Origin of the sequence: Streptomyces sp. NBC_00259, assembly GCF_036181745.1 — a bacterium.
In the GTDB taxonomy this organism is placed as follows: Bacteria; Actinomycetota; Actinomycetes; order Streptomycetales; family Streptomycetaceae; genus Streptomyces; species Streptomyces pratisoli.
This window is the reverse complement of record NZ_CP108080.1, coordinates 5,188,768-5,212,863: the sequence shown is the minus strand read 5'-3', so window position 1 is coordinate 5,212,863 and position 24,096 is coordinate 5,188,768. Positions and strand designations below refer to the sequence as shown.

The 24,096-nt window shown below is 71.0% G+C and carries 22 protein-coding genes, 1 pseudogene and 1 riboswitch; of the genes and pseudogenes, 11 read left to right on the top strand and 12 right to left on the bottom strand.

Features of this window, described 5'->3' with window-relative positions; all coding sequences use genetic code 11:
• Positions 1-51: 51 nt before the first annotated feature.
• Positions 52-1,335: an extracellular solute-binding protein gene (locus OG766_RS23720; RefSeq protein ID WP_266382841.1), complete on the bottom strand. Its 1,284-nt coding sequence runs from the start codon at positions 1,333-1,335 to the stop codon at positions 52-54.
• A 294-nt stretch (positions 1,336-1,629) separates the two neighbouring features.
• Here OG766_RS23720 and OG766_RS23715 point away from each other — a divergent pair, with 294 nt between their 5' ends.
• The 6 genes and pseudogenes from OG766_RS23715 to OG766_RS23690 all read left to right on the top strand — a co-directional run bounded on the left by OG766_RS23715 (position 1,630) and on the right by OG766_RS23690 (position 9,389).
• Positions 1,630-2,397 (top strand): GntR family transcriptional regulator, encoded by a 768-nt coding sequence (locus OG766_RS23715; RefSeq protein ID WP_266384437.1) that lies wholly within the window; start codon positions 1,630-1,632, stop codon positions 2,395-2,397.
• 202 nt (positions 2,398-2,599) lie between these two features.
• Positions 2,600-4,831 (top strand): carbon starvation CstA family protein, encoded by a 2,232-nt coding sequence (locus tag OG766_RS23710; RefSeq protein WP_266382838.1) that lies wholly within the window; start codon positions 2,600-2,602, stop codon positions 4,829-4,831.
• A 14-nt stretch (positions 4,832-4,845) separates the two neighbouring features.
• The gene (locus OG766_RS23705) at positions 4,846-5,052 is read left to right on the top strand and encodes a YbdD/YjiX family protein (protein WP_328726149.1); all 207 of its coding nucleotides are present in this window, start codon (positions 4,846-4,848) and stop codon (positions 5,050-5,052) included.
• 85 nt (positions 5,053-5,137) lie between these two features.
• Positions 5,138-5,637 (top strand): annotated as a pseudogene (locus OG766_RS23700) (GNAT family N-acetyltransferase).
• A 63-nt stretch (positions 5,638-5,700) separates the two neighbouring features.
• Positions 5,701-5,834, top strand: a riboswitch (cobalamin riboswitch).
• Between the two features lie 130 nt (positions 5,835-5,964).
• Entirely contained in the window at positions 5,965-8,319 is a 2,355-nt protein-coding gene (locus OG766_RS23695; protein ID WP_328726148.1) for a ribonucleoside-diphosphate reductase subunit alpha, read from the top strand.
• 56 nt (positions 8,320-8,375) lie between these two features.
• Positions 8,376-9,389, top strand: coding sequence for a ribonucleotide-diphosphate reductase subunit beta (locus tag OG766_RS23690; protein WP_266382828.1), 1,014 nt, complete (start codon positions 8,376-8,378; stop codon positions 9,387-9,389).
• Positions 9,390-9,469: 80 nt separating this feature from the next.
• Here OG766_RS23690 and OG766_RS23685 read toward each other — a convergent pair whose 3' ends face one another.
• The 9 genes from OG766_RS23685 to OG766_RS23645 form a co-directional block, all read right to left on the bottom strand.
• Positions 9,470-10,207, bottom strand: coding sequence for a D-Ala-D-Ala carboxypeptidase family metallohydrolase (locus OG766_RS23685; RefSeq protein ID WP_328726147.1), 738 nt, complete (start codon positions 10,205-10,207; stop codon positions 9,470-9,472).
• Between the two features lie 237 nt (positions 10,208-10,444).
• The gene (gene def, locus OG766_RS23680; RefSeq protein ID WP_328726146.1) at positions 10,445-11,074 is read right to left on the bottom strand and encodes a peptide deformylase; all 630 of its coding nucleotides are present in this window, start codon (positions 11,072-11,074) and stop codon (positions 10,445-10,447) included.
• Between the two features lie 66 nt (positions 11,075-11,140).
• A complete protein-coding gene (locus tag OG766_RS23675) occupies positions 11,141-12,145 on the bottom strand; it encodes a tetratricopeptide repeat protein (protein ID WP_266384434.1) in 1,005 nt (334 codons plus the stop codon).
• A 132-nt stretch (positions 12,146-12,277) separates the two neighbouring features.
• Positions 12,278-13,549: an HD-GYP domain-containing protein gene (locus tag OG766_RS23670; RefSeq protein WP_266382819.1), complete on the bottom strand. Its 1,272-nt coding sequence runs from the start codon at positions 13,547-13,549 to the stop codon at positions 12,278-12,280.
• Complete coding sequence (locus OG766_RS23665; protein WP_266382815.1) at positions 13,546-14,931, bottom strand: HD-GYP domain-containing protein; 1,386 nt, start codon at positions 14,929-14,931, stop codon at positions 13,546-13,548. The genes OG766_RS23670 and OG766_RS23665 overlap by 4 nt, the downstream gene beginning before the upstream one ends.
• A 277-nt stretch (positions 14,932-15,208) precedes the next feature.
• On the bottom strand, positions 15,209-15,526 hold the full coding sequence (gene rsrA / locus OG766_RS23660) for a mycothiol system anti-sigma-R factor (RefSeq protein WP_266382810.1): 318 nt from the start codon (positions 15,524-15,526) through the stop codon (positions 15,209-15,211).
• The gene (locus OG766_RS23655) at positions 15,523-16,170 is read right to left on the bottom strand and encodes a sigma-70 family RNA polymerase sigma factor (RefSeq protein ID WP_423247198.1); all 648 of its coding nucleotides are present in this window, start codon (positions 16,168-16,170) and stop codon (positions 15,523-15,525) included. Before OG766_RS23655 ends, rsrA begins: the two co-directional genes overlap by 4 nt.
• 342 nt (positions 16,171-16,512) lie before the next feature.
• A complete protein-coding gene (locus OG766_RS23650) occupies positions 16,513-17,148 on the bottom strand; it encodes an alpha/beta hydrolase family protein (protein ID WP_328726145.1) in 636 nt (211 codons plus the stop codon).
• A 33-nt stretch (positions 17,149-17,181) separates the two neighbouring features.
• Entirely contained in the window at positions 17,182-17,997 is an 816-nt protein-coding gene (locus OG766_RS23645) for an SOS response-associated peptidase (protein ID WP_266382800.1), read from the bottom strand.
• 49 nt (positions 17,998-18,046) lie between these two features.
• Between OG766_RS23645 and OG766_RS23640 the strand changes: the two genes are divergently transcribed.
• The 4 genes from OG766_RS23640 to OG766_RS23625 all read left to right on the top strand — a co-directional run bounded on the left by OG766_RS23640 (position 18,047) and on the right by OG766_RS23625 (position 21,614).
• Complete coding sequence (locus OG766_RS23640) at positions 18,047-18,739, top strand: M50 family metallopeptidase (RefSeq protein ID WP_328726144.1); 693 nt, start codon at positions 18,047-18,049, stop codon at positions 18,737-18,739.
• 68 nt (positions 18,740-18,807) lie between these two features.
• Positions 18,808-20,148, top strand: coding sequence for a 3-phosphoshikimate 1-carboxyvinyltransferase (gene aroA, locus OG766_RS23635; RefSeq protein WP_266382794.1), 1,341 nt, complete (start codon positions 18,808-18,810; stop codon positions 20,146-20,148).
• A gap of 15 nt (positions 20,149-20,163) precedes the next feature.
• Positions 20,164-21,174: a ribosome small subunit-dependent GTPase A gene (gene rsgA / locus OG766_RS23630; protein WP_266382791.1), complete on the top strand. Its 1,011-nt coding sequence runs from the start codon at positions 20,164-20,166 to the stop codon at positions 21,172-21,174.
• 116 nt (positions 21,175-21,290) lie between these two features.
• Entirely contained in the window at positions 21,291-21,614 is a 324-nt protein-coding gene (locus tag OG766_RS23625; protein ID WP_266382788.1) for a DMT family transporter, read from the top strand.
• Here OG766_RS23625 and OG766_RS23620 read toward each other — a convergent pair.
• A complete protein-coding gene (locus OG766_RS23620; RefSeq protein ID WP_328726143.1) occupies positions 21,580-22,206 on the bottom strand; it encodes a TetR/AcrR family transcriptional regulator in 627 nt (208 codons plus the stop codon). The two genes, OG766_RS23625 and OG766_RS23620, sit on opposite strands and share 35 nt — an antisense overlap.
• 145 nt (positions 22,207-22,351) lie before the next feature.
• On the opposite strand from OG766_RS23620, the gene hisN reads away from it, so the two are divergent.
• Positions 22,352-23,152 (top strand): histidinol-phosphatase, encoded by an 801-nt coding sequence (gene hisN, locus OG766_RS23615; protein WP_266382782.1) that lies wholly within the window; start codon positions 22,352-22,354, stop codon positions 23,150-23,152.
• 73 nt (positions 23,153-23,225) lie between these two features.
• Here hisN and OG766_RS23610 read toward each other — a convergent pair whose 3' ends face one another.
• The gene (locus OG766_RS23610; RefSeq protein WP_328726142.1) at positions 23,226-24,092 is read right to left on the bottom strand and encodes an NAD-dependent epimerase/dehydratase family protein; all 867 of its coding nucleotides are present in this window, start codon (positions 24,090-24,092) and stop codon (positions 23,226-23,228) included.
• Between the last annotated feature and the right edge of the window lie 4 nt (positions 24,093-24,096).

Genomic DNA, 24,096 nt, shown 5'->3' with positions numbered 1-24,096 from the left:
TCCTCGTACGGAGCAGGGCCCCGTCGGTGACCGACGAGGCCCTGCGGAAGGTCACTTGGTGTTGATGACCTTGTCGATCGCCTCGTCGGCCGCCTTGGCGGCCTCCTCGACCGACTTCTTGCCGGTGCCGATCTCCTGGAGCATGGTCTTCAGGGTCTGGGCCTTCTCGACCTGACCCCAGCCCGGTGCCATCGGGACGAACCAGTTGGACTCCGCGGCGGTGGCCGGGACGACCGTCTTCGGGTCGTTCTTCAGCGTCGCGAGGTCCGTCTTGTTGTTGGGCAGGTTGCCCTTGGCGAGCAGACCCTTCTGGCCCTGGGCGCCGGTGAAGGCGTTGATCCACTCGGCCGCGGCGCCCTGCGCCTTGGACTTGACCGGGATGGCGAGGTCCGAACCGCCGAGGAAGACGGGGAGCGGCTTGCCGGACGGGCCGGGCATCACGAAGGTCTCGAGCTTGTCGGCGAGCTTGCCGACCTTGTCGGTCTCAGGAGCTGCGGCGGCGCCGCCCTCCCAGGCCGCGCCGAAGATGGTGGCGGCGTTGCCCTGGCCGAAGACGATGTGACGGTCGGACTCGTCCTTCGTCTTGTCACCGTGCATGTACGTGTCGAGGATCGACTTGTACTCGTTCAGGCCCTTGATGGACTCGGGGGAGGAGAGGTTCGCCTTCCACTGGCCGCCCTCTTCCTTGGCGATGGAGCCGCCGGCACCGTAGACGAAGGACATCGCGGCGTACCAGTCGGGCGAAGGCTGGTACCAGGCGCTGAACTTGGCGCCCTTCTTCTTCTGGATCTTGTCCAGGGCGGCGGTCAGCTCCGCGTAGGTCTTCGGAGTGGCCTTCACGCCGACCTCGGCGGCGATGTCCTTGCGCCAGGTGCCGACACGGCCACCGGCGTAGTACGGGACGCCGTACGTCTTGCCGTCGTAGGTGACGGACTCCTTGAGGCCGTCCAGCCAGGCGTCGGACTGCTCGAACTGCTTCGGGTCGACCTCGGCGAAGGCGCCCTTCACCATGTAGCCGAGCATCTCGGTGTTGCCCATCTCGACGACGTCGGGGGCCTTGTCGGTGGCGAGGACGGCGTCGAGCTTGGCGTTCTTGTCCGGCCAGCCGTAGTACTCGTGCTTGATCTTGATGCCGGGGTGCTTCTTGACGACCGCGGCGTCCGCCGCCTTGACCAGGTCGGGCCAGTTGTTCTGGGCGTCGACCGTCAGCCAGACGGTGAGCTCCTTGACGTCCGCCCCCGCCTTGTCCCCGCCCTTGTCGCTCTCGGAACCGCACGCGACAATGCCGACCATCATGCCCGCGACGCCGATCGCCGCGATGAGCTTGCGCTTCACGCCACCCTCCTCAGGGATGCTGCAACCCCCCGCCCACCGCGAGGACATACGGAGCCATACGCCGAGTACTGCTCGTGGGGCTGGGACCTGGTCTTTAATGGTTTAGACCAGTACCCGGGAGCTTGGCCTAGACCTTTAGGGGTGTCAAGGGTGTATAAGAAGGGCTGTCGTGTCCGTTATCGGAACGACACCTGAGGGAGGGCGACGACCCGTGACCGGACCGTGCCACCATGTGAGCCGCAACAGACGGAGGAGCCGGTGACGGCAGCAGCACACGAGTCGGGAAGGCGGGCCATGGCCACGGACGGGGGCGGCACGGAGTCGGAGAACGGGACGGCGACCCGTACCGCGCGCGTGCCCAAGTACTACCGGCTCAAGAGGCACTTGCTCGACATGACGGAGACTCTGCCGCCCGGCACGCCCGTCCCGCCCGAGCGCACGCTCGCCGCCGAGTTCGACACCTCGCGCACGACCGTGCGGCAGGCCCTGCAGGAACTCGTCGTCGAGGGCAGGCTGGAGCGCATCCAGGGCAAGGGCACGTTCGTCGCCAAGCCGAAGGTCTCCCAGGCACTCCAACTCACCTCGTACACCGAGGACATGAAGGCGCAGGGCCTGGAACCCACCTCGCAGCTGCTGGACATCGGGTACGTCACGGCCGACGACACCCTCGCCGGGCTGCTGGACATCTCACCGGGCGGACGGGTGCTGCGCATCGAGCGGCTCCGGCTGGCGAGCGGCGAACCGATGGCGATCGAGACCACCCATCTGTCGGCGAAGCGCTTCCCGGCGCTGCGCAGGTCGCTGGTCAAGTACACGTCGCTGTACACGGCACTGGCCGAGGTGTACGACGTCCACCTCGCGGAGGCCGAGGAGACGATCGAGACCTCGCTGGCCACCCCGCGCGAGGCGGGACTGCTCGGCACGGACGTGGGCCTGCCGATGCTGATGCTGTCGCGGCACTCGCTGGACGCGCAGGGCGAGCCGGTGGAGTGGGTGCGCTCGGTCTATCGCGGCGACCGCTACAAGTTCGTCGCACGGCTGCAGCGGCCCGAAGCGGGCTGAGCCCCGCCCGCCCGGACGTCTGCCGAGGCCGTGACCGCACCCCTTGGGGAGGCCACGGCCTGGCGTCAGGGGAGCGGCCCCGTACCGGACCGCCTCAACCGTCGTTGCCGTACCGATACACGAGCCGGGGGTGACGCCGGCGAATCGGTCGCCTAGATTGCCTGCGCGTTGCAGGTGATCACGACGGGACGGGAGCCACACCATGGCCGAGCCGACACCATCGAACACAACCCGGCGGAGAATGACTCCGCAGTCCATCGCAGTCTGGGTACTCGTCGCGCTGGTTGGCGCGGCCGGCTGGACCGTACTCGCCCTGTCGCGGGGCGAGGAGGTCTCCGCCGTCTGGATGCTGGCGGCCGCGCTCGGCTCGTACGCCATCGGCTACCGGTTCTACGCACGCTTCATCCAGTACCGCGTCCTCAAGGCCGACAGCACCCGCGCCACCCCGGCGGAACGGCTCGACAACGGTGTCGACTTCCACCCGACCGACCGGCGGGTGCTCTTCGGCCACCACTTCGCGGCGATCGCGGGAGCCGGGCCACTGGTCGGCCCGATCCTCGCCGCCCAGATGGGTTACCTCCCGGGCACGATCTGGATCATCGTCGGCGTGATCTTCGCCGGTGCCGTCCAGGACATGGTCACCCTGTTCTTCTCCACCCGCCGCGACGGCCGCTCGCTCGGCCAGATGGCGCGCGACGAGATCGGCCCCGTCGGCGGTGTCGCGGCCCTGATCGCCGTCTTCGCCATCATGATCATCCTGCTGGCGGTGCTGGCGCTGGTGATCGTCAACGCCCTGGCACACTCCCCGTGGGGCGTGTTCTCCATCGGCATGACGATCCCGATCGCCCTGTTCATGGGCGTCTACCTGCGCACCCTGCGGCCGGGCAAGGTCAGCGAGGTGTCGGTCATCGGGGTCGCGCTGCTGCTGCTCGCGATCGTCGCGGGCGGCTGGGTCGCCGACTCCTCGCTGGCGGACTTCTTCACGCTGGAGCCGGGCACGCTGGTCATATGGATGGTGGTGTACGGATTCTTCGCCTCCGTGCTGCCGGTCTGGCTGCTGCTGGCGCCGCGCGACTACCTGTCCACCTTCATGAAGGTCGGCACCATCGTGCTGCTGGCGCTGGGCGTGGTCATCGCGATGCCGACGCTGAAGATGCCGGCCGTCACCGAGTTCGCGGGCAACGGCCAGGGGCCGGTCTTCGCCGGCTCGCTGTTCCCGTTCGTCTTCATCACCATCGCGTGCGGCGCCCTCTCCGGCTTCCACTCCCTGGTCTCCTCGGGCACCACCCCGAAGATGATCCAGAAGGAGACCCAGATCCGGATGATCGGCTACGGCGCGATGCTGACCGAGTCGTTCGTCGCGGTCATGGCGATGATCTGCGCCTGCATCCTCGACCCGGGGCTGTACTTCGCCATCAACTCCCCCGGCGGTGTCATCGGCACCACGGTGGACTCCGCCTCGCAGGCGGTCGCGAACCTCGGCTTCACCGTCACGCCGGATCTGCTGGCCCAGGCCGCGAAGGACGTCGAAGAGGCGTCCCTGCTCTCCCGCACGGGTGGTGCGCCGACGTTCGCGCTCGGCATGTCGGAGATCTTCTCCGCAGTCATCGGCGGCGCCGGACTGAAGGCGTTCTGGTACCACTTCGCGATCATGTTCGAGGCGCTGTTCATCCTCACCACGGTCGACGCGGGCACCCGGGTGGGGCGCTTCATGCTCCAGGACATGCTGGGCAACCTCTACAAGCCGATGAAGCAGGTCAGCTGGAAGCCGGGCGTCTGGTTCGCCAGCGCGGTCGTCGTCGGCGGCTGGGGCTACTTCCTGTGGGTCGGCGTGCACGACCCGCTCGGCGGCATCAACCAGCTCTTCCCGCTCTTCGGCATCGCCAACCAGCTGCTGGCGGCGGTCGCACTCGCGGTCTGCACCACGCTCCTGGTGAAGTCCGGACGACTCAAGTGGGCCTGGGTGACGGCCGTCCCGCTGATCTGGGACGTCACGGTCACCCTCACCGCCAGCTGGCAGAAGATATTCTCCAGCGATCCGAAGGTGGGCTTCTTCGCCCAGCGCGACAAGTACCGGACGGGCATCGACTCCGGCCAGGTGCTGCCGCCGGCCAAGTCGATGGACGACATGCACACCATCGTCACCAACTCGACCGTCGACGGCGTTCTCTGCGCGCTGTTCGCCCTCCTCATCGTGGTGGTCCTGGCGGACGCCGCCCGGGTTTGTTACAAGGCGATCAGCAAGCCGGAGAGCATCCGGCTCGCCGAGGCTCCGTACGTCGAGTCGAAGCTGGTCGCGCCCGCCGGAATGTTCACCACCAAGCAGGAGAAGGCGGTGTTCGCGACCATCGGAGCTCCTGCCGGCGCCCCGGACGTCGAGGCGATCGACGCCGGCAGCTCGGACCAGAAGACCGCCGGAAGCGACAAGGCGTGAGTACCGTGGCAGGTATGACAGCGGTGAGCGGCGTGCGCCGCGTGGTGGACTGGGTCCGCTGGTACGTGCGCGAGGTGTCGGGCGAGTCGGTGTACGACCGGTATGTCGCCCACGCCCGGGCGCACGCCCCGGAGGCGAAGGTGATGTCGCGCGGCGAGTTCGAGCGCGACCGCATGGACGCGAGGGAGGCGGATCCCCGGAAGGGCTTCCGCTGCTGCTGAGCGGTACCGCTACGACGACGGGCCGCCGTGCCTCCCCGGGGAGGCACAGCGGCCCGCTGTCGTACCCCTCGGGCACACTGCCCTCATGGTCATCGTATGGAGGCAGGCGAAGCCGGAGGAGTACGAGACGCTGGGCGAGATCACCGCTCAGGCGTATCTCGGGGACGGTCTCCTCGCATTCGGGGAAGACGACGGGTATCTGGACGCGCTGCGGGACGTGGCGAAGAGAGCCGCCGCGGCCGAGGTGCTCGTCGCGGTCGACAGCGACGAGCGGATACTCGGCGGTGTGACGTTCGTGCCGGACGGCGGGCCGATGGCCGACATCGCACGGCCGGCGAGGCCGAGATACGGATGCTGGCCGTCGCTCCCGCGGCGCGCGGCAGGGGCGCCGGCGAGATGCTCGTACGGGCCTGCGTCGAGCAGGCGCGGGCCGTCCCGGGCTGCCGGCGCCTCGTTCTGTCAACGCAGCGCACCATGCGTTCCGCCCACCGCATTTACCTGCGCCTCGGCTTCGCCCGTACCCCCGAGCGCGACTGGGAGCCGCTTCCGGGCCTCGAACTGCTCGCCTACGGCCTGGAGCTCTAGGGCTGCCGCCGGAGGCTCGCGACACAACATGTGGGGGGTGCGGCAACCACCGCACCCCACATGTATGCTCATCTCGCTGTCGCCGCAGGGGAATCCGGTGCGAATCCGGGACTGTCCCGCAACGGTGTGCCGGTGCGCGCGTGCCTACGCACGTGCCTCCCGCGAGTCCGAGGACCTGCCGACGGTGCGCCCGGGCCGTCCGGTTCGGGTGCCGAGAACGTCCGGGCCTCGCGGAACAGGTCGGTGGACGCGGCGCATCCCCACGACAGGGCGTGCATCCGTGCCCCGCGCCCCGCCGGCCCCGAGCCGAGCGAGGGAGAGCACCCCGTGACCATCGCGCCGCCCGATCCTGCTTCAACGCAGCTCGTCGACGAGCCAGGTACCGCGCTTCTGCGGACCCTGACCGACCTCACCGCCGATCTTCCCGACACCGACCCGGGACGTGTCGCCGCCGCCGCCCTCCGGGGCCGTCACGCGGGATCGGACGAGGCCGAACTGCGGGAGCTGGCCACCGAGGCGGCCGCCGGTCTGATCTCCGAGGACCCGGCGTACTCGCGGCTCGCGGCCAGGTTGCTCACCCTCACGATCGCGGCGGAGGCGGCCTCGCAGGGGGCGGCCGTCTTCTCCGGCTCGATCGCCGTCGGTCACCGCGAGGGCCTTATCGCGGACCGCACCGCCGCGTTCGTAGGGACCCACGCCGCCCGTCTCGACTCACTGATCGACCCGGCAGCCGATGACCGCTTCGGCTACTTCGGCCTGCGCACCCTCTACAGCCGCTATCTGCTCCGGCACCCGATCACCCGCAAGGTCATCGAGACCCCGCAGCACTTCATGCTGCGCGTCGCCGCCGGTCTCGCCGAGAACGACTCCGTTCCCGCTCTGGACGAGGTCGCCTCGCTGTACGGCCTGATGAGCCGGCTGGACTATCTGCCGTCGTCGCCCACCCTGTTCAACTCCGGCACCCGGCACCCCCAGATGTCGTCCTGCTATCTGCTGGACTCGCCGCTGGACGAGCTGGACTCCATCTACGACCGCTACCACCAGGTCGCGCGGCTGTCGAAGCACGCGGGCGGCATCGGGCTCTCGTACTCCCGTATCCGCTCCCGCGGTTCGCTGATCCGCGGTACCAACGGCCACTCCAACGGCATCGTCCCGTTCCTGCGGACCCTCGACTCGTCCGTCGCCGCCGTCAACCAGGGCGGCCGCCGCAAGGGCGCGGCCTGCGTGTACCTGGAGACCTGGCACGCGGACATCGAGGAGTTCCTGGAGCTGCGGGACAACACGGGCGAGGAGGCGCGGCGTACGCACAACCTCAACCTCGCGCACTGGATCCCCGACGAGTTCATGCGCCGGGTGAACGCGGACGCCGACTGGTCGCTCTTCTCCCCCGCCGACGTGCCCGAACTCGTGGACCTGTGGGGTGACGACTTCGACGCCGCGTACCGCGCGGCGGAGGCCTCCGGGCTGGCCCGCAAGACCCTGCCGGCCCGCGAACTGTACGGCCGCATGATGCGTACCCTCGCGCAGACCGGCAACGGCTGGATGACGTTCAAGGACGCCTCCAACCGGACCGCGAACCAGACCGCCGAGCCCGGCACGGTCGTCCACTCCTCCAACCTCTGCACCGAGATCATCGAGGTGACGAACGACGGGGAGACCGCCGTCTGCAACCTCGGCTCGGTGAACCTGGGCGCGTTCGTGACCGGGGCCGGCGAGATCGACTGGCAGCGGCTGGACGAGACCGTCCGCACCGCCGTGACGTTCCTCGACCGCGTGGTGGACATCAACTTCTACCCGACCGAGCAGGCCGGCCGCTCCAACGCCAAGTGGCGCCCGGTGGGCCTCGGCGCCATGGGCCTTCAGGACGTCTTCTTCAAGCTGCGGCTGCCGTTCGACTCCGCCGAGGCGAAGGCGCTGTCGACGCGGATCGCCGAACGGATCATGCTGGCCGCGTACGAGGCGTCCTGCGACCTCGCCGAGCGCAGCGGCCCGCTGCCGGCCTGGGAGCAGACCCGCGCCGCACGCGGTGTGCTGCACCCGGACCACTACGACGTGGAGCTCAACTGGCCCGAGCGCTGGGCCGCGCTGCGCGAGCGGGTCGCCGCGACCGGTATGCGCAACTCGCTGCTCCTCGCGATCGCCCCGACCGCGACCATCGCGTCGATCGCCGGTGTGTACGAGTGCATCGAGCCGCAGGTCTCCAACCTCTTCAAGCGCGAGACGCTCTCCGGTGAGTTCCTCCAGGTCAACTCCTACCTGGTCGAGGAGCTGAAGCGCCTGGGCGTGTGGGACGCGCAGACCCGTGAGGCGCTGCGCGAGTCGGCCGGCTCGGTGCAGGGCCTGAACTGGATCCCGGCGCAGGTGCGCGAGCTCTACCGCACCGCGTGGGAGATCCCCCAGCGCGGTCTGATCGACATGGCCGCGGCCCGCACCCCGTTCCTGGACCAGTCCCAGTCGCTGAACCTCTTCCTGGAGACGCCGACCATCGGCAAGCTCTCCTCGATGTACGCGTACGCCTGGAAGCAGGGTCTGAAGACGACGTACTACCTGCGCTCGCGCCCGGCGACCCGGATCGCCCGTGCCGCCTCGGGCGCCACCGTCCCCGTACCCGCGCAGGCGAAGCCCGAAGAGGCCGTCGCGTGCTCGCTGGAGAACCCCGAGTCCTGCGAGGCGTGCCAGTAACTCCGGCCCGCCACCCGACCACTCCCCCTGGAGGACGGCGCTTCGCGCCGACTGCTATGACCGCCAATTCCAAGAACCTGCTCGACCCGGGCTTCGAACTGACTCTCCGCCCGATGCGCTACCCGGACTTCTACGACCGCTACCGGGACGCCATCAAGAACACCTGGACGGTGGAGGAGGTCGACCTCCACTCGGACGTCGCCGACCTGGCCAAACTGTCCCCGGGCGAGCAGCATCTGATCGGCCGCCTGGTCGCGTTCTTCGCGACCGGTGACTCGATCGTCGCGAACAACCTGGTGCTGACGCTGTACAAGCACATCAACTCCCCCGAGGCGCGGCTGTATCTGTCGCGGCAGCTCTTCGAGGAGGCCGTGCACGTCCAGTTCTATCTGACGCTGCTGGACACCTATCTGCCCGATCCGGCGGACCGCACCGCGGCCTTCGACGCCGTGGAGAACATCCCGTCCATCCGGGAGAAGGCCCAGTTCTGCTTCAGGTGGATGGACTCGGTCGAGAAGATCGACCGGCTGGAGACCCGGTCGGACCGCCGCCGGTTCCTGCTGAACCTGATCTGCTTCGCGGCGTGCATCGAGGGGCTGTTCTTCTACGGTGCCTTCGCGTACGTGTACTGGTTCCGCTCGCGGGGGCTGCTGCACGGTCTGGCGACCGGCACGAACTGGGTGTTCCGGGACGAGACGATGCACATGAACTTCGCGTTCGAGGTCGTGGACACCGTCCGCAAGGAGGAGCCGGAGCTCTTCGACGACGAACTCCGGCAGCAGGTCACGGACATGCTGACGGAGGCCGTCGAGGCGGAGCTGCAGTTCGCCCGCGATCTGTGCGGTGACGGCCTGCCCGGCATGAACACCGAGTCCATGCGCGAGTACCTGCAGTGCGTCGCCGACCAGCGGCTCACCCGACTGGGCTTCGCCCCGGTGTTCGGCTCCGAGAACCCCTTCTCCTTCATGGAGCTGCAGGGCGTTCAGGAGCTGACCAACTTCTTCGAGCGCCGTCCGTCCGCCTACCAGGTGGCCGTCGAGGGATCGGTGGACCTGGACGAGGACTTCTAGGAGCCGTCGTCGATTTCGTGGGGGCCCGGGCCGGCTGCGGCCCGGGCCCCCGCGCGTTGCGTCCGCGCGGCCCGACCCGGTCAGATCCCGCAGCTCGGCGCGGACCAGAAGCGGCTGGGACGGTGGTCGAGGTGGGTGTGGTCGTTGTGGTCCGGGTAGCCGGGGCCGAGGATGCCGTTGAAGCCGTGGTTACGGGCCTGCTGGGCGAGTCTGCACAGGGTGTGGGGGCCGGCACCGAGGTCGGCGGCGTCGCCGTAGAGGTGGCGGCTGCTCGATGCCCCGCCGACCGCGTCGTTGCACGCGTGCGAGCGGAAGCCGCTGGTCACGGTGATGGGCTGGTCGCCGAGGGCGTGCCGCATGGCTTCGAGCTTCCACATGGTGCGCAGGGCGTTGGACTTCGCGGTGGCGGCGCTCACCGCGCCGCCCGCCCAGGTGGAGTTGCAGTCGTTGAGCTCGGCGTAGCTGAAGTGGATCGGGGTGCAGTCGTCGTCCTGAAGGGCGTAGAGCTTGTTGAACGTGCCGGGGCCGGCGACGCCGTCGGCGGCGAGTCCGTACGCCGACTGGAAGCGCTTGACCGCGGCGGTGGTCGCGGGACCGTAGTCGCCGTCGATCGCGAGGACCGCGCCGGAGCCGGGGTATCCGGCGACGCGGATCTGGAGCTGGGTGACATCGGCGCCGTTGGCGCCCTGGGAGAGGGTGCGGGACCAGGTGTAGCAGCCGTCGGCGTGCGCCGTGCCGGCGGTGGCCACGACCCCACCCAACGAGGCGGCCATGAGCATGACAAAGGACAGCAGGAGTCGAGCGGTGCGTCGGGGCATCGGCCCTCCATGACGAGTCCACCGGATGAGGGAGTGCACGCCAGAGACTGACGTGACGGTCGACGCGCGTCAACAGGGCCGGGACAGCTGTCATTTGTCGGCCCACTGGCGGTAACGGCCGCGCCCCGCACCGGTCTACGGAGCGGGGCGCGGACACGCACGACGGCGAGCGGCGGCCGAAGGGGCAGCCGCAGGGACCAATCGCTCAGGGATCAGCCGAAGGTGCAGCCGCAGGGGTCAGTCGTTCGGCACGGTCTCGTAGCGCGGCGTGCCGTCGGCCATCTGCCGCAGCGCGTCCTTGCGGTCCCGCTTCGACAGCCGGTCGATGTACAGGTAGCCGTACAGGTGGTCCGTCTCGTGCTGCAGGCAGCGCGCGAAGTAGCCGGTGCCGCGGACCTTGATCGGGTTGCCCTCGGCGTCCTGGCCGTGCACCTCGGCGTAGTCGGGGCGGGCCAGCGACGCGTAGGCCGTCGGGACCGACAGGCAGCCCTCGTTGGAGTCGTCGAGGACGCGGCGCTCCGGCGGCAGCTCCTGCAGCACCGGGTTGCAGACGACGCCCGTGTGACGCAGGCCCTCGTCGTCGGGGCAGTCGTAGACGAAGACCTTCAGGTCCACGCCGATCTGGTTGGCGGCCAGGCCCACGCCCTCGGCCGCCCGCTGGCTGGCGAACATGTCGTCGATCAGCGCCGCGAGCCCCTCGTCGAACTCGGTGACGTCCTTGCACTCCTTGTGGAGCACCGGGTTGCCGACGACGGTGATGGGACGGGCCGTGCCACGCTCGCGGTAGGCCCGCTCACGCTCCTCGCAGTCCTCCGTGTCGACGACGAAGCCGTCGTTGATCTGCTCGTCCGTCTCCTGCTGCGCCATTCCGCCGTAAGCCTTCCTCAAAACCGTCCCGGTGACCCGTACAGCCTACGGCCCCCGCCGGAGTGGTCAGCAGACTTCCTCGAGATCCCGCCACTCACGGCTGTCGGGACTGTCCGCCACCCAGCCGTCGAGCAGCCCCCGGACCAGCGCGGCCGGCGCCGCGATACCGCACTCGCGCTCCGGCACCCACAGATCCCCGGCCGTGCGGTGGCCGAGCGGCCCCGGGTGGCCCGGCTCGCTGTGGTCGTGCGGGTCCAAGTGCTCCCCGTCGCCCTCGGCGCTGGGCATCCGGCTCTCGGAACAGGCCCGGCACAGCAGCCGCACCGACGAGGACCAGTCCTCGGCGGCGAACCCGGCGTCGGCGGCCAGCTGCTCCAGCGCGTCCCGGTCGTCCTCCGTGGCGGCCTCCAGCAGCACCACCCAGGTGGGGACGGGCGAGGGCGCCCAGAGCTCGATCTCGTCGAAGACGGGGAAGCTGTGGCCCGCGGCCGTGGTCCGCTCGCCATGCGGGACCCCGTCGTGCAGGACGACCTCGCCCCAGCGGCGGCCGGAGGACGGCAGCGGAATGGACAGGACCTCCATGCGCGCCGGGTCGAGCCTGCGACCCCATACGACCTCGGCCTCGCCCTCCGGCGACAGCCGTACGGCGGCGCTGCCCAGCTCCATCCCGACGGGCTCGACGCCCGCCGCGGCCCCTCCGCCGCCCGCGGCACGCGGGCCTCCGGGCACCTTCAGCCCGTACGCCTGCCAGGCACGGCGGGCCAGCGGCCAGTCCTGCAGCGCGGTCGCCGCGATCCCGACGTTCCACCAGTCGGGAGCGCCGGTCTCCTTGTCCAGCAGCGCGACGGCCCGCAGGCCCGCGGCGCGCGCCTGCTCCCAGTCGTGCCGGAACTTGTGCAGCAGCGCCAGGTTGAACCAGGACTCGGAGAGCCAGGGCTCCAGGTCCGCCGCGCGCGTGAGCAGCGCGCCCGCGTCCTCGTACCGGCCGTCGCCGATCAGCGTGAACGCGCGGTCGGTGGCCTGCCGCCAAGAGGCGGAGGGCCGATGCCGTACCTTCCCGAAGATCCTCACGATTCCCGCCTGCCGGTCGCTCGGGTCATTGCCCCCGGACACTTGTCTGAGTGTCTGTGTGTCTATATCTCTCAGTGGTCCTTCTTTCGCATCCAACCATGCCCGGTCGGACGGCCGCTCATTACCCATGGGTTACCCAGCCCGGGCGGGACCGAGACCACCACGCGACAGGACGCGGGCCAGGGATTCCACGACTTCCGGCTGGTAGTCGCGGGCGGTACCGAGGCGGAGCTGCTCCAGGGCGGCCAGAGCGCTCCCCGCACTTTCACCGGTGAGATCGTCGTACGCGTTGACGGTACGGACAATCCGGGCGGGCAGCGGCTGTTCCCGGTAGGGGTCGGCCTGGCGCTCGACGACCACGGCGACGGCCGCGGGAACCCCCGTCTGACGGACGACGGCACCGCCCAGGAGCGCGATCCTGCGCTGTTCCACGACCGGCAGCAGGGCGGTGGCGCCTTCCGGGACCGGGTCGACGAGCGAGAGCTGCCCGATGTCGTGCATCAGCGCCGCGTACTCCAGAACGGTCAGCTCGGGCCCGGAGAGCCCCAGCTCACGGCCGACGGCCGTGCTCAGCGCGGCCACCCTGTGGGCATGCCCGTGAGGGGTGTAGCCGGCGATCTCGGTCGCCCGGGCGAGTGAGGCGATGGTCTGCCGGTAGGTGGTGCGGACCGCCGCGTACCGCCGGAACGAGAGCTGGCTGAGCAGCAGCGGCAGACAGAAGACGGGCAGTGCCCAGAGCCCGGCGACGGCGGTGCCGAGCGCCATCACGGCACCGGTGGCGCAGACGGCGGAGCCTATGCCGGGCAGCGCGCGCAGCTCGTCGCGCAGCAGCGGCCCGTAGGGGTGCCGCGTACGGGCGCGGAGCATCAGCGCGGCGAGCACGGCGTCGCAGAGTGCGGTGAGGAGCAGCAGGAGCAGCAGGTAGAGAGCGTGGTACGGCCCTCTGCCGAGATGGTCGGCCAGCGCACCGGAGTTGTACAGCGGCTGGAAGCAGACCGCGGCGAAGGCGACGGTGAGCACCCTGCGCGCCACATGGTCGAGGGCGGGCCCGCGGCCCCGGGCGATGTGCGGTACGGCGCCGACGAGGGCGGCCGCGGTGACGACCGCGACGACCTGGAGGACACCATGGGTGGTGGGCCGCCCGCCGCTCTCGCCGAGCAGCGCGTACGCGAGCGCTCCGGCCGACCCGAGGGGCGCGGGTTCCCGCTCTCCGGGAAGCGCGCCCCAGCGGGCCAGCTCCCCGACGGCGATGAGCACACCGAACGCGAGCGCGATCCCCGGGTCCTCGATCCCGCTCCACGCGGTCCTGCCGAGCCCGGCCGCGGTGAGCACGGCGGCGGCGCCGTACACGGCCGTGACGACGGCCGGCGCCCTCGGTCCCGTCCGCCCCGCCCTCGGTCTCATCCGCCCCGCCTGTGCCGTGCCGCCGCCGGTGCCACCGTGGGGACCACCGGGGCGGCGGGCCGCTCCCGGCGCGGCTGGGCGGGTACGGCGGGTTCGTCGGCGGTGACGGTGGTCTCCCAGCCGTGGCGGTCGAGGGCACGGACGAGGGCACGGACCATCCGGGGGTCGAACTGCGTGCCGGCGCAGCGCTTGAGCTCCTCGACGGCGGTGGCGACGGGCCGCGCCCTGCTGTACGACCGGGTCGAGGTCATGGCGTCGAAGGCGTCGGCGACGGCGACGACCCGGGCGAACTCGGGGATCTGGCGGCCCACGAGGCCGTACGGGTAGCCGCTGCCGTCGAGGCGTTCGTGGTGGTGCAGGATCGCCGCCCTCGCCTCGCCGAGGAAGCCGATGCCGCGGACCATCTCGTGCCCGTACTCCGGGTGCAGCTCGATGACCCGGCGCTCCTCCGGCGTGAGCGGGCCGTCCTTGCGCAGCACCCGCGTGGGCACGCCCAGCTTGCCGACGTCATGGAGGATCCCGGCGAAGCGCAGCACTTCGAGGCGCTCCTCCGCCATGCCCAGCTCGCGGGCGATCAGCACGGACGCACGGCCCACCCGCTCGCTGTGCCCGCGGGTGTACCTGTCCTTGATGTCGACGGCCTGCACCAGGGCGCGGATGGTGGACCGGTGGGCGCCCTGCTCGCGGTGGTACTGCGCGAAGACCCAGCTGGAGATGTACATCGGCAGCAGGACGAACAGCGCGGACACCGGGCCGTAGGGGCTGCGCCACAGCACCGCCATCATCAGCCCGGCCAGCCCGTGCACGACATGCGGGCCGAGCGAGCGCAGCAGCGTTCCCCGCCAGGCCGACCGTAAGGGGACGCGTTCGGCGCCGGCGAGGATGACTCCGTCGAGCGCGGTCACGACGAGGCAGAACGTGAGTGCGGCGGCGGTCGCGGGCAGCAGCGCGTAGGGGAAGTCGGGGCTGCTCAGCGCGGCCGGGCCGTCGAGCAGGACGGCCGTACGGGACGCGGCCCAGGCGGCCAGGGCGAGCTGGGCCGCCCGCCAGACGCGCCGGACGCCGCGGGGACGCTGCTCGACGTGGGCGAACAGTGCCCCCGGTACCGCGGCCAGCGCGGCCGCCGCGGGCGGCAGCAGCAGCGCCGCGGCGAGCAGTACGGGGAAGAACGATCCGGCGCCGATGGGCGCGGACCGGCCGGGCAGCCGCCCGGGGAAGGGACAGCGCGCGGCCGCCTCGCAGACGGCGTACAGCCCGGCGAGCAGCGCGAGGGCGCTCCACGGCGTACCCGCTCCGGGGCGCACGGCAGGCAGAGCACACACTCCGGCGCCCACCACGGCGCACCCGATGTACACGCGCGCCGTTCCGGGAATGCCTTTCACCCGCTCTCAGCCTCCTAGGCCGCCCCCAAATCGAGCGCAAGGCTAGCGAGTTGGCCGGGTCCGGAGGTTCGGAAGCGGCCGATTAGCACCATCGGGTGACACGAGCGTGATGTGCCCGGATACGGCGAAGGGTGTGTCCGGGCACGGCGAAGGGCGTGCTCCGATACGGCGAAGAACGGCCAAGGACGTGCCCGGGCACGGCGAAGGGGCGTGGCCCGGGCGGGCCCGCCCCTTCGTCCGTCGTGCCGGCGGAGCCACGTCCACCGGCGGAGCCGGACTACTCCGCGGGGGTCGGCGCGTCGGCCGGGTCCGCTGTCACATCGTGGTCGGGCACGGTCTCACCGGCCCTGATCAGCTCGATCCGCCCCATGACCTTGGCACGCAGATCCACCGGTACGTCGTCATGGCCGCAGCAGCGCTTGACGAGCTTCTTGACCGCCTGCTCCAGGCCGTACTTCTCGAGGCACGGGGAGCACTCCTCGAAGTGCACCTCGAACTTCGTGCAGTCGGCGTCGGGCATCTCGCGGTCGAGGAACTCGTAAAGATGGTCGAGCACCTCTGCGCAGTCAGTCTCGTGCGGCTCTCCGCAGCTCATGAGCCCGCGCCTTTCCGATCGTTCGTCGACTCCCCGGCGCCCGCTGGAACGAGTCCGCGATCGCGGGCGTAGTCCTCGAGCATGCCGCGCAGCTGGCGGCGACCCCGGTGCAGTCGGGACATCACCGTACCGATGGGTGTCCCCATGATGTCCGCGATCTCCTTGTAGGCAAAGCCCTCTACATCGGCGAGATAGACGGCGATGCGGAACTCCTCGGGGATCGCCTGCAGGGCTTCCTTCACGTCCGAGTCGGGCAGATGGTCGAGGGCCTGGGACTCGGCGGAGCGCAGACCGGTCGACATGTGCGACTCGGCGCGGGCGAGCTGCCAGTCCTCGATCTCCTCGGCGGCACTGCGCTGGGGCTCGCGCTGCTTCTTGCGGTACGAGTTGATGAAGGTGTTCGTGAGGATGCGGTACATCCACGCCTTGAGGTTCGTGCCCTCGCGGAACTGGTGGAACGAACCGTAGGCCTTCGCGTACGTCTCCTGTACGAGATCCTCGGCGTCGGCCGGATTGCGCGTCATGCGCAGCGCGGCCGAGTACATCTGGTCGAGGTAGCCGAGAGCGTCCCGCTCGAAGCGGGCGTTGCGCTCGCCGGCCGTCTCTTCGGCACGGCCGTCGTCGGTCCCAGTGACCGGACCCACCTCCTCCAACGCTGTGGCGGGGCCGAGACCGGACCCGCTCGAATCGGAGGATAGACGACCAACCGCTCCGCCCGCCGCCCGAATCGTGGCCGCCTTCGGCGCGGACAGCACGGTCCACTCGAGGTCGGCGGCCTGCGACCTGCTCGGGCAGATGGTCGAACCCATGCGCTGGACTCCCTCTCCACGCTTCCTGTACTGACGTCAGCCACAACAGAAGACCCGCCCTCCCCTATTCCCCGGGCGGCCGTTACCGGGGTGACGGGCGCGACACCTGGGAGTCGGCGGGTGCGGTGCCCGGGTTACCCGGGGTTCGGTGGCGGGGGTGCGGTGCCGGAGGCGGCGTCAGGCGAGCGCGGTGATCCACTTCCGTACGCCGTCGACCACGGCGGCCAGGGCCTCCTCCTGGCTCAGTGCCGCTCGCTTGGGTACGGAGAGCCCGTGGTCGGCGGAGTCCACCTCGATCAGCTCGTACTCGCCCCCGGGAAACTCCTCCGGCTTCCCGAACGGGTCATTGCCTCCCTGGACGACGAGGACGGGCACGCCCGCGCCGAGCAGCTCCTCGGCGCGGGACTTCTCCGGCTTCCCGGGCGGGTGGAGCGGGAAGCTGAGCGCGAGTACGGCGCGGGCGCCCAGCTCGCGGGCGGTGCGGCAGGCCACGCGCGCCCCGGCGCTGCGCCCGCCCGCGACGACGGGCAGGCCCTTCTTCTCCAGCGCCGGCCACAGGGCCCGCCAGGCGATGTCCAGGGTCTTCGGCGCGGGTGCCACCTTCTTCCCTGCCACCCGCCAGGGCTGTTCCACGAGGGCCACCGTCACCCCGGCGGCGGGCAGCTCGGCGGCGAGTGCCTGCAGGTCGCGTGCGCCGATGCCGCCGCCAGCGCCATGGCTGACCGCCAGCACGAGCCGGGCCCCTGTCGTGGCCGGGTGCCAGGTGATGCGCGCGTCCCCGGCGGGTGTCGCGATGATCTCGCTCTGTGTCACGTCAGCAGTGTCACATCAGCCGGCCCCGAAGTCTCAGAACAGCGTGCCGACCTCGGGCGCCGCCAGCTCCTCCAGCAGCTCGGGCCCGTTGTTGCGGACGTTCGAGACCGCGGTGCCCACGGGGTACGCACGCATCAGCCCGGGCGGCGGCGGTGCCAGCAACGCACGCAGCTCGTCCGTATCGGTGCGGGCCGGGTCCAGCCAGGCGTCCCAGCGGTCCTCGGTGAGCATCAGCGGCATCCGCGGGTGGATGTCGGCCAGCGCATGCGGCCCCTCGGCGGGCGCCACCGCCAGCGGGCTGGTCTCCGCCTCCGTCGTGATCACCGAGCAGGTCACCCACCAGGACTGGGGGTGGTCGTCGGGCAGGGTCCGGTCGCGCCAGAACTCGTAGAGCCCGGCCATCGCGAAGACCGAGCCGTCGGCAGGCGTGACGAAGTACGGCTGCTTGCGGGGCCGCTTCTTCCTGCCCTGCACCTCCAGCTCCCGCTCGTCGGCGCCGGTGACCCACTCGTAGTAGCCGTCGGCGGGCAGGATGCAGCGCCTGGCGACGAAGGGGCGGCGGAACGAGGGCTTCTCGTGGACGGTCTCCGCGCGGGCGTTGATCATCCGGGCCCCGCCTTCGGGCGTCTTCGCGAAGGACGGGACGAGTCCCCACTTGAGTTTGCGCAGCTGGCGAACCGGACGACTGTCGTCCGCGTCCTTCACAGGACGCTCCAGTACCGCGTAGACCTCTTTCGTCGGGGCCACGTTCCAGTCGGGGGCCAGGGTCTCCGTCGGCTCCCACTTCTCCACGTGGAAGAGTCCGGTGAGGTCCTCGGGCCTACGACTCGCTGCATACCGTCCGCACATAAGTGCCACACTGCCACGACCCCGCGCCTCCCGAGGAGCCACCCCGGACATGGTCACACCCGAAGTCTTCGGCACCCAGCCCGCGCCCGAGCAGTGGCTGGTCATAGCCGCGGCCGCGCTCGCCCTCGTCGCGGTCGTCCCGCACGCGTTGTGGCGGCTGTCCCGCAACGCGATCACCATCGCCCACGAGGGCGGTCACGGCCTCATCGCCCTGGTCACCGGCCGCCGGCTGCAGGGCATCCGGCTGCACTCCGACACCAGCGGGCTGACCGTCAGCCGCGGAAAGCCGACCGGCCTCGGCATGATCCTCACGGCGGCCGCCGGCTACACCGCGCCGCCCCTGCTCGGCCTCGGCGGCGCCTGGCTGCTGGCCGCGCACCGCATCACGCTGCTGCTCTGGGTGGCGACGGCCCTGCTGATCGCGATGCTGGTGATGATCCGCAACCTGTACGGGGCGCTCACCGTGATCCTCACGGGTGCCGCGTTCCTCCTGGTGTCCTGGCTGACCGAGCCGGCCGTGCAGGCGGCGTTCGCGTACGCGGCGGTGTGGTTCCTGCTGCTCGGCGGCGTCCGCCCGGCCTTCGAGCTCCAGGCCAAGCGGCGCCACGGTGGCGCACCCGACTCGGACGCGGACCAGCTGGCGCGGCTGACCCATGTGCCGCCCGCGATGTGGTTCTTCCTCTTCCACGCCGTGTCGCTGTGCTCATTGATCGGCGGAGGCCGCTGGCTGCTCGGTCTGTGACCGGTCGGGGTGCTCACTGACCGGTCGGGGAACGGCTGCGGCCCCACGGGCCCACTAAAGTGAAGGCCATGACCGAGACCCCCGTGCACCCCGCCCTCTGGCCCGCCCCGCACGCGAGCGGGCCCGTCGATGCGACGGTCACCGTTCCCGGGTCGAAATCCGTCACCAACCGCGCGCTCGTACTGGCCGCGCTGGCCGCCGAGCCCGGCTGGCTGCGCCGCCCCCTGCGCTCCCGAGACACCCTGCTGATGGCGGAGGCCCTGCGGGCCATGGGCGTCGGCATCGAGGAGCAGATCTCCTCCAGCTCCACCGCCACCGGCGGTCCCGACAGCGGCGAGGCCTGGCGGATCATCCCGGCCGGACTGCACGGCCCCGCCACGGTCGACGTCGGCAACGCCGGCACGGTGATGCGCTTCCTCCCGCCGGTCGCGGCGCTCGCCGACGGCCCCATCCGCTTCGACGGCGACCCCCGGTCGTACGAGCGTCCTCTCGGCGGCGTGATCAACGCGCTGCGTGCGCTGGGCGCCCGGATCGACGACGACGGCCGGGGTGCGCTCCCGATGACCGTGCACGGCGGCGGGGCGCTCGACGGCGGACCGGTCGAGATCGACGCCTCCTCGTCGTCGCAGTTCGTGTCCGCCCTGCTGCTCTCGGCGCCGCGCTTCAACCAGGGTGTGGAGGTGCGGCATGTGGGCTCCCGCCTGCCGTCGATGCCGCACATCCGGATGACCGTCGACATGCTCCGTACGGTCGGGGCGCAGGTGGACGAGCCGGAGACCGGCGGTGAGCGCGATGTCTGGCGGGTCCGCAGCGGTGCGCTGCTGGGCCGCGATCTGACCGTCGAACCGGATCTGTCCAACGCCCAGCCGTTCCTGGCGGCCGCGCTGGTGACCGGCGGCCGGGTCACCGTCCCCGACTGGCCCGAGCGCACCACCCAGCCCGGTGACGCGCTGCGCGAGATCTTCACCGAGATGGGCGGTTCCTGCGAGCTCACCGACGCCGGTCTGACGTTCACCGGCACGGGCCGTATCCACGGAATCGACGTCGACCTGGGCGAGGTCGGCGAGCTGACCCCGGGCATCGCCGCGGTGGCCGCCCTGGCCGACTCCCCCTCGACGCTGCGCGGTGTCGCGCATCTGCGGCTCCACGAGACCGACCGCCTCGCCGCGCTCACCAAGGAGATCAACGAGCTGGGCGGCGATGTCACCGAGACCGAGGACGGGCTGCACATCCGGCCGCGCCCGCTGCACGGCGGGGTGTTCCACACGTACGACGACCACCGGATGGCCACGGCCGGTTCGATCCTCGGCCTCGCCGTGCCCGGTGTGGAGATCGAGAACGTGGCGACGACCGCCAAGACCCTGCCCGACTTCCCGAGGATGTGGACCGACATGCTCACGGGCAACTGAGCGGGACGGCACGACATGCGCCGCTACGGCAAGCACACCGACGAGGACGACATCCGCCAGCGCCCGAACCCCAAGGGCAACCGGCCGCGTACGAGCATCCGCCCGAAGCACGAGGACGCGGCCGAGGGCATGGTCCTCACCGTGGACCGCGGCCGCCTCACCTGTCTTGTCGAGGACCGTACGGTCTTGGCGATGAAGGCCCGTGAGCTGGGCCGCAAGGCGGCCGTGGTGGGCGACCGGGTCGAACTGGTCGGCGATCTGTCCGGCAAGAAGGACACGCTGGCCCGCATCGTCCGGATCGGCAAGCGCACCTCCGTCCTGCGCCGCACGGCCGACGACGACGATCCCTACGAGCGCGTCGTCGTCGCCAACGCCGACCAGCTCGCCATCGTGACGGCGCTCGCCGACCCGGAGCCGCGCCCGCGGTTGATCGACCGCTGTCTGGTCGCGGCGTTCGACGGCGGTCTGGAGCCGCTGCTGGTGCTGACCAAGTCGGACCTGGCGCCGCCGTCGGCGCTGCTGGAGCTGTACGGCGCGCTGGACATCCCGTTTGTCGTGACGTCGCGTGACGAGCTGTACGACGGCGAGGCCGCCGAGCGGGTGCGTGAGCAGATCGGGGGCCGGATCACCGCCTTCGTCGGCCACTCGGGCGTCGGTAAGACGACGCTGGTCAACGCGCTGGTGCCGGAGGAGCGCCGGCGGAGCACCGGGGTGGTCAACGCGGTCACGGGCCGCGGCCGGCACACCACCACCTCGGCGCTGGCGCTGCCGCTGGCGGGCACCGGTGGCTGGGTGATCGACACGCCGGGCGTGCGGTCCTTCGGGCTGCATCATGTCGACCCGTCCCGGGTCATCAACGCCTTCCCGGATCTGCAGCCGGGCACGGAGGGCTGTCCACGTGCCTGTTCGCACGACGAGCCGGACTGCGCGCTGGACGACTGGGTCGCTCAGGGACACGCCGATCCCGCGCGTCTGTACTCGTTGAGACGACTGCTGGCGACGCGCGAGCGACGCGAAGGCGACTGAGCCGCGCACGTTTGCGGGCGACCACGGCTGGTAAGTGCATAATCGCACCAAGCGAGACGAAGCAGTCACTGAATCAGTCACTGGGCGCGGAACTGGGGACGCGGGAGGCACTGACCATGGCGTGGCTGCTCGTAGTCGTCGCCGGACTCCTGGAGACGGGGTTCGCGATCTGTCTGAAGCTGTCGCACGGCTTCACCCGGCTCTGGCCGACCATCGCGTTCGCCGCCTTCGCCATGAGCAGCTTCGGGCTGCTGACGCTGTCCCTGCGCAAGCTCGACGTCGGTCCGGCGTACGCGGTGTGGACGGGCATCGGAGCGTCGGGCACCGCGATCTACGGAATGATCTTCCTCGGCGAGGTGGCCTCGACCCTGAAGATCGTCTCGATCGGCCTCGTGATCGCGGGCGTCATCGGACTGCAGCTCTCGAGCCCGGCGCACTGAGCGCTGTACGGACCAGCTGACCGACCCCTTCGGGCGCCGGCGCGACCACACAGGAGAGCGCGAGGCGCACGGCCAGCTCGCAGCGATGGGCGAGCAGGACCGCCTCCTCCTCGGCACGGCGCACACCGACCTGCCCCAGCACCGCGAGCGAGCGGTCCCGTACCGCCGCGACCAGCTCGGCCGGTGCCGGGTGTCCCGCGTCCGCGCGCCGCTGGGCCGGGACCGCGGCGCCGGCGACGGACGGGCGCGCGGGCCGGGGGGCGGGCAGCCGCTCACTCCACGCGCCGGTGAGCAGGGCACGCAGCAGCGGCCGGGCGCGAGCCTCGCTTACGGTCCACTCGGCGAGCGACACCAGTTGCTCGGCGATGCCGGTCCGCTCGGCGAGGATCCGGTCCACGCCGTGGAGATACGCGTCGGCCTCGCGCCGCACGAGCGCGCGGGCGAGGCCGTCCTTGCTGCCGAACTCGTTGTAGAGCGTCTGCCGGGAGACCCCGGCCGCCGACGCGACGTCGACCATGCGTATCCCGGACCAGGGCAGTCCGGAGAGAGCGGTGAGAGCGGCGTTCAGCAGGGCTTCTCGCGCTGTGGGCATCGGGGCCTCCCGGGCGGGGCCTTCGCGGCCCAGCGGCTCTTCGCTCAGAGTTGACGGCCGGGCACCCGCTGTCAATACCGCCCGCGCCGGCCTGGGCCCCAGGGCCGCAGGCTTTCGCCGCGGCACCCGGCGATAGAGTGCGACCATGGCCGGTTATCACGATGATCTGCGTCTCGCCCATGTCCTCGCGGACGCCGCCGACGCGGCGACGATGGGCCGGTTCAAGGCACTCGACCTCAAGGTCGAGACCAAACCGGACATGACTCCGGTGAGCGAGGCCGACAAGGCGTCCGAGGAGCTGATCCGGTCCCAGCTCCAGCGCGCCAGGCCGCGCGACGCGATCCTGGGCGAGGAGTACGGCATCGAGGGCACGGGCCCGCGGCGCTGGGTCATCGACCCGATCGACGGCACGAAGAACTACGTCCGCGGGGTGCCGGTCTGGGCGACGCTGATCTCCCTGATGGAGGCCGGCGAGGGCGGCTACCAGCCGGTCGTCGGCGTCGTGTCCGCTCCGGCACTGGGCCGCCGCTGGTGGGCGGCGAAGGGGGCGGGCGCGTACACGGGCCGCAGCCTGTCCTCCGCGACCCGGATGAACGTCTCGAAGGTCGAGCAGCTGTCCGACGCCTCGTTCGCGTACTCGTCCCTGAGCGGCTGGGAGGAGCGGGGCCGGCTCGACGGCTTCCTGGACCTGACCCGTGAGGTCTGGCGCACCCGCGCGTACGGAGACTTCTGGCCGTACATGATGGTCGCCGAGGGTTCGGTGGACATCTGCGCGGAGCCGGAGCTGTCCCTCTGGGACATGGCCGCGAACGCGATCATCGTGCAGGAGGCGGGCGGCAGCTTCACCGGCCTCGACGGGACGCCGGGGCCGCACAGCGGCAATGCGGCGGCCTCGAACGGTCTGCTGCACGAGGAACTGCTGGGCTACCTGAACCAGCGCTACTGAGGCAGCTTGCGGCCTGACCTGCGCGTTTCCCGCTTGCCCAGGCCCCTTGCGCCGTCGTGGCCACGCGGGTGGTTCAGCCCTGGGCGAGTTCGGCCAGGGCGTCGAGACGGGTGGGCGTCCAGCCGAGTTCGCGACGGGCCCGGGCGCCGCTGAACTGCTGGTCGAGGGCGAATGCCTCGGCGATCGGCCCCATCCGCCGCACGGCCTCCTCCAGGGTGAGCGCGTCGATCCTGCCCGGGCATCCGGCGGCGTGGCTGAGGGCTCGGGCGACGTCGGCGAGCGGAAGGTTCTGGCCGCCGACCCCGGCGTAGAGGGAACCGGCCGGGGCGTTCAGTGCCAGGACGTACAGCTCGGCGATGTCGTCGACGTGAACCAGCGCCCAGTGGTTGGAGCGGTCCCCGATGCAGGGCACCGCACCTGCGGAGCGCCCCGGCTCGACGAAGAACGACTGCGCCAGTCCGCCGGAGCGGCCGTAGACCAGCCCTGGCATCACCACGACCGGGTGCTCTCCGGTGGCGGCCCGGGCGAGCACCCGCTTCTCGTTCTCCAGCCGCCAGGCGGTGATACGCGGCGGGCTCAGCGGGGCGTCCTCGTCGACGACCCCGTCGGTGTCGCCGTACACCCACACCCCGCCCGTGTGCACATAGGGGCCGCCTCCCACGCCGTCCTGCAGCGCCTCCGCCGCTGCGCGGTCGACGTCCGCGGTGCCCTCGGCGTAGTCCACCCCGAGGTGGATGACCCCGTCGGCCACGCGGGCCGCCTCATGGAGGACGTCGGTGTCGGTGAGCGTCCCCGCAACCGGGGTGGCGCCGAGGTCGGACACGGTGCGCGCCGCGTGTTCACTGCGCGCCAGCGCCGTCACGCCGACGCCGTGCCCGGTCAGTGCCCGGATGGTGGAACGGCCGATGTAGCCGGAGCCGCCTGTGACGAAGATCTGCATCGCT

What these genes read in the sequence shown, in the direction of transcription:
- OG766_RS23715 (WP_266384437.1), top strand. Translation starts at nt 1,630, where the DNA reads ATGGCCACGGACGGGGGCGGCACGGAGTCGGAGAACGGGACGGCGACC.
- OG766_RS23710 (WP_266382838.1), top strand. Translation starts at nt 2,600, where the DNA reads ATGGCCGAGCCGACACCATCGAACACAACCCGGCGGAGAATGACTCCG.
- OG766_RS23705 (WP_328726149.1), top strand. Translation starts at nt 4,846, where the DNA reads ATGACAGCGGTGAGCGGCGTGCGCCGCGTGGTGGACTGGGTCCGCTGG.
- OG766_RS23690 (WP_266382828.1), top strand. Translation starts at nt 8,376, where the DNA reads ATGACCGCCAATTCCAAGAACCTGCTCGACCCGGGCTTCGAACTGACT.
- OG766_RS23685 (WP_328726147.1), bottom strand. Translation starts at nt 10,207, where the DNA reads ATGCCCCGACGCACCGCTCGACTCCTGCTGTCCTTTGTCATGCTCATG.
- def (WP_328726146.1), bottom strand. Translation starts at nt 11,074, where the DNA reads ATGGCGCAGCAGGAGACGGACGAGCAGATCAACGACGGCTTCGTCGTC.
- OG766_RS23670 (WP_266382819.1), bottom strand. Translation starts at nt 13,549, where the DNA reads ATGAGACCGAGGGCGGGGCGGACGGGACCGAGGGCGCCGGCCGTCGTC.
- rsrA (WP_266382810.1), bottom strand. Translation starts at nt 15,526, where the DNA reads ATGAGCTGCGGAGAGCCGCACGAGACTGACTGCGCAGAGGTGCTCGAC.
- OG766_RS23645 (WP_266382800.1), bottom strand. Translation starts at nt 17,997, where the DNA reads ATGTGCGGACGGTATGCAGCGAGTCGTAGGCCCGAGGACCTCACCGGA.
- OG766_RS23640 (WP_328726144.1), top strand. Translation starts at nt 18,047, where the DNA reads ATGGTCACACCCGAAGTCTTCGGCACCCAGCCCGCGCCCGAGCAGTGG.
- aroA (WP_266382794.1), top strand. Translation starts at nt 18,808, where the DNA reads ATGACCGAGACCCCCGTGCACCCCGCCCTCTGGCCCGCCCCGCACGCG.
- rsgA (WP_266382791.1), top strand. Translation starts at nt 20,164, where the DNA reads ATGCGCCGCTACGGCAAGCACACCGACGAGGACGACATCCGCCAGCGC.
- OG766_RS23625 (WP_266382788.1), top strand. Translation starts at nt 21,291, where the DNA reads ATGGCGTGGCTGCTCGTAGTCGTCGCCGGACTCCTGGAGACGGGGTTC.
- OG766_RS23620 (WP_328726143.1), bottom strand. Translation starts at nt 22,206, where the DNA reads ATGCCCACAGCGCGAGAAGCCCTGCTGAACGCCGCTCTCACCGCTCTC.
- hisN (WP_266382782.1), top strand. Translation starts at nt 22,352, where the DNA reads ATGGCCGGTTATCACGATGATCTGCGTCTCGCCCATGTCCTCGCGGAC.
- OG766_RS23610 (WP_328726142.1), bottom strand. Translation starts at nt 24,092, where the DNA reads ATGCAGATCTTCGTCACAGGCGGCTCCGGCTACATCGGCCGTTCCACC.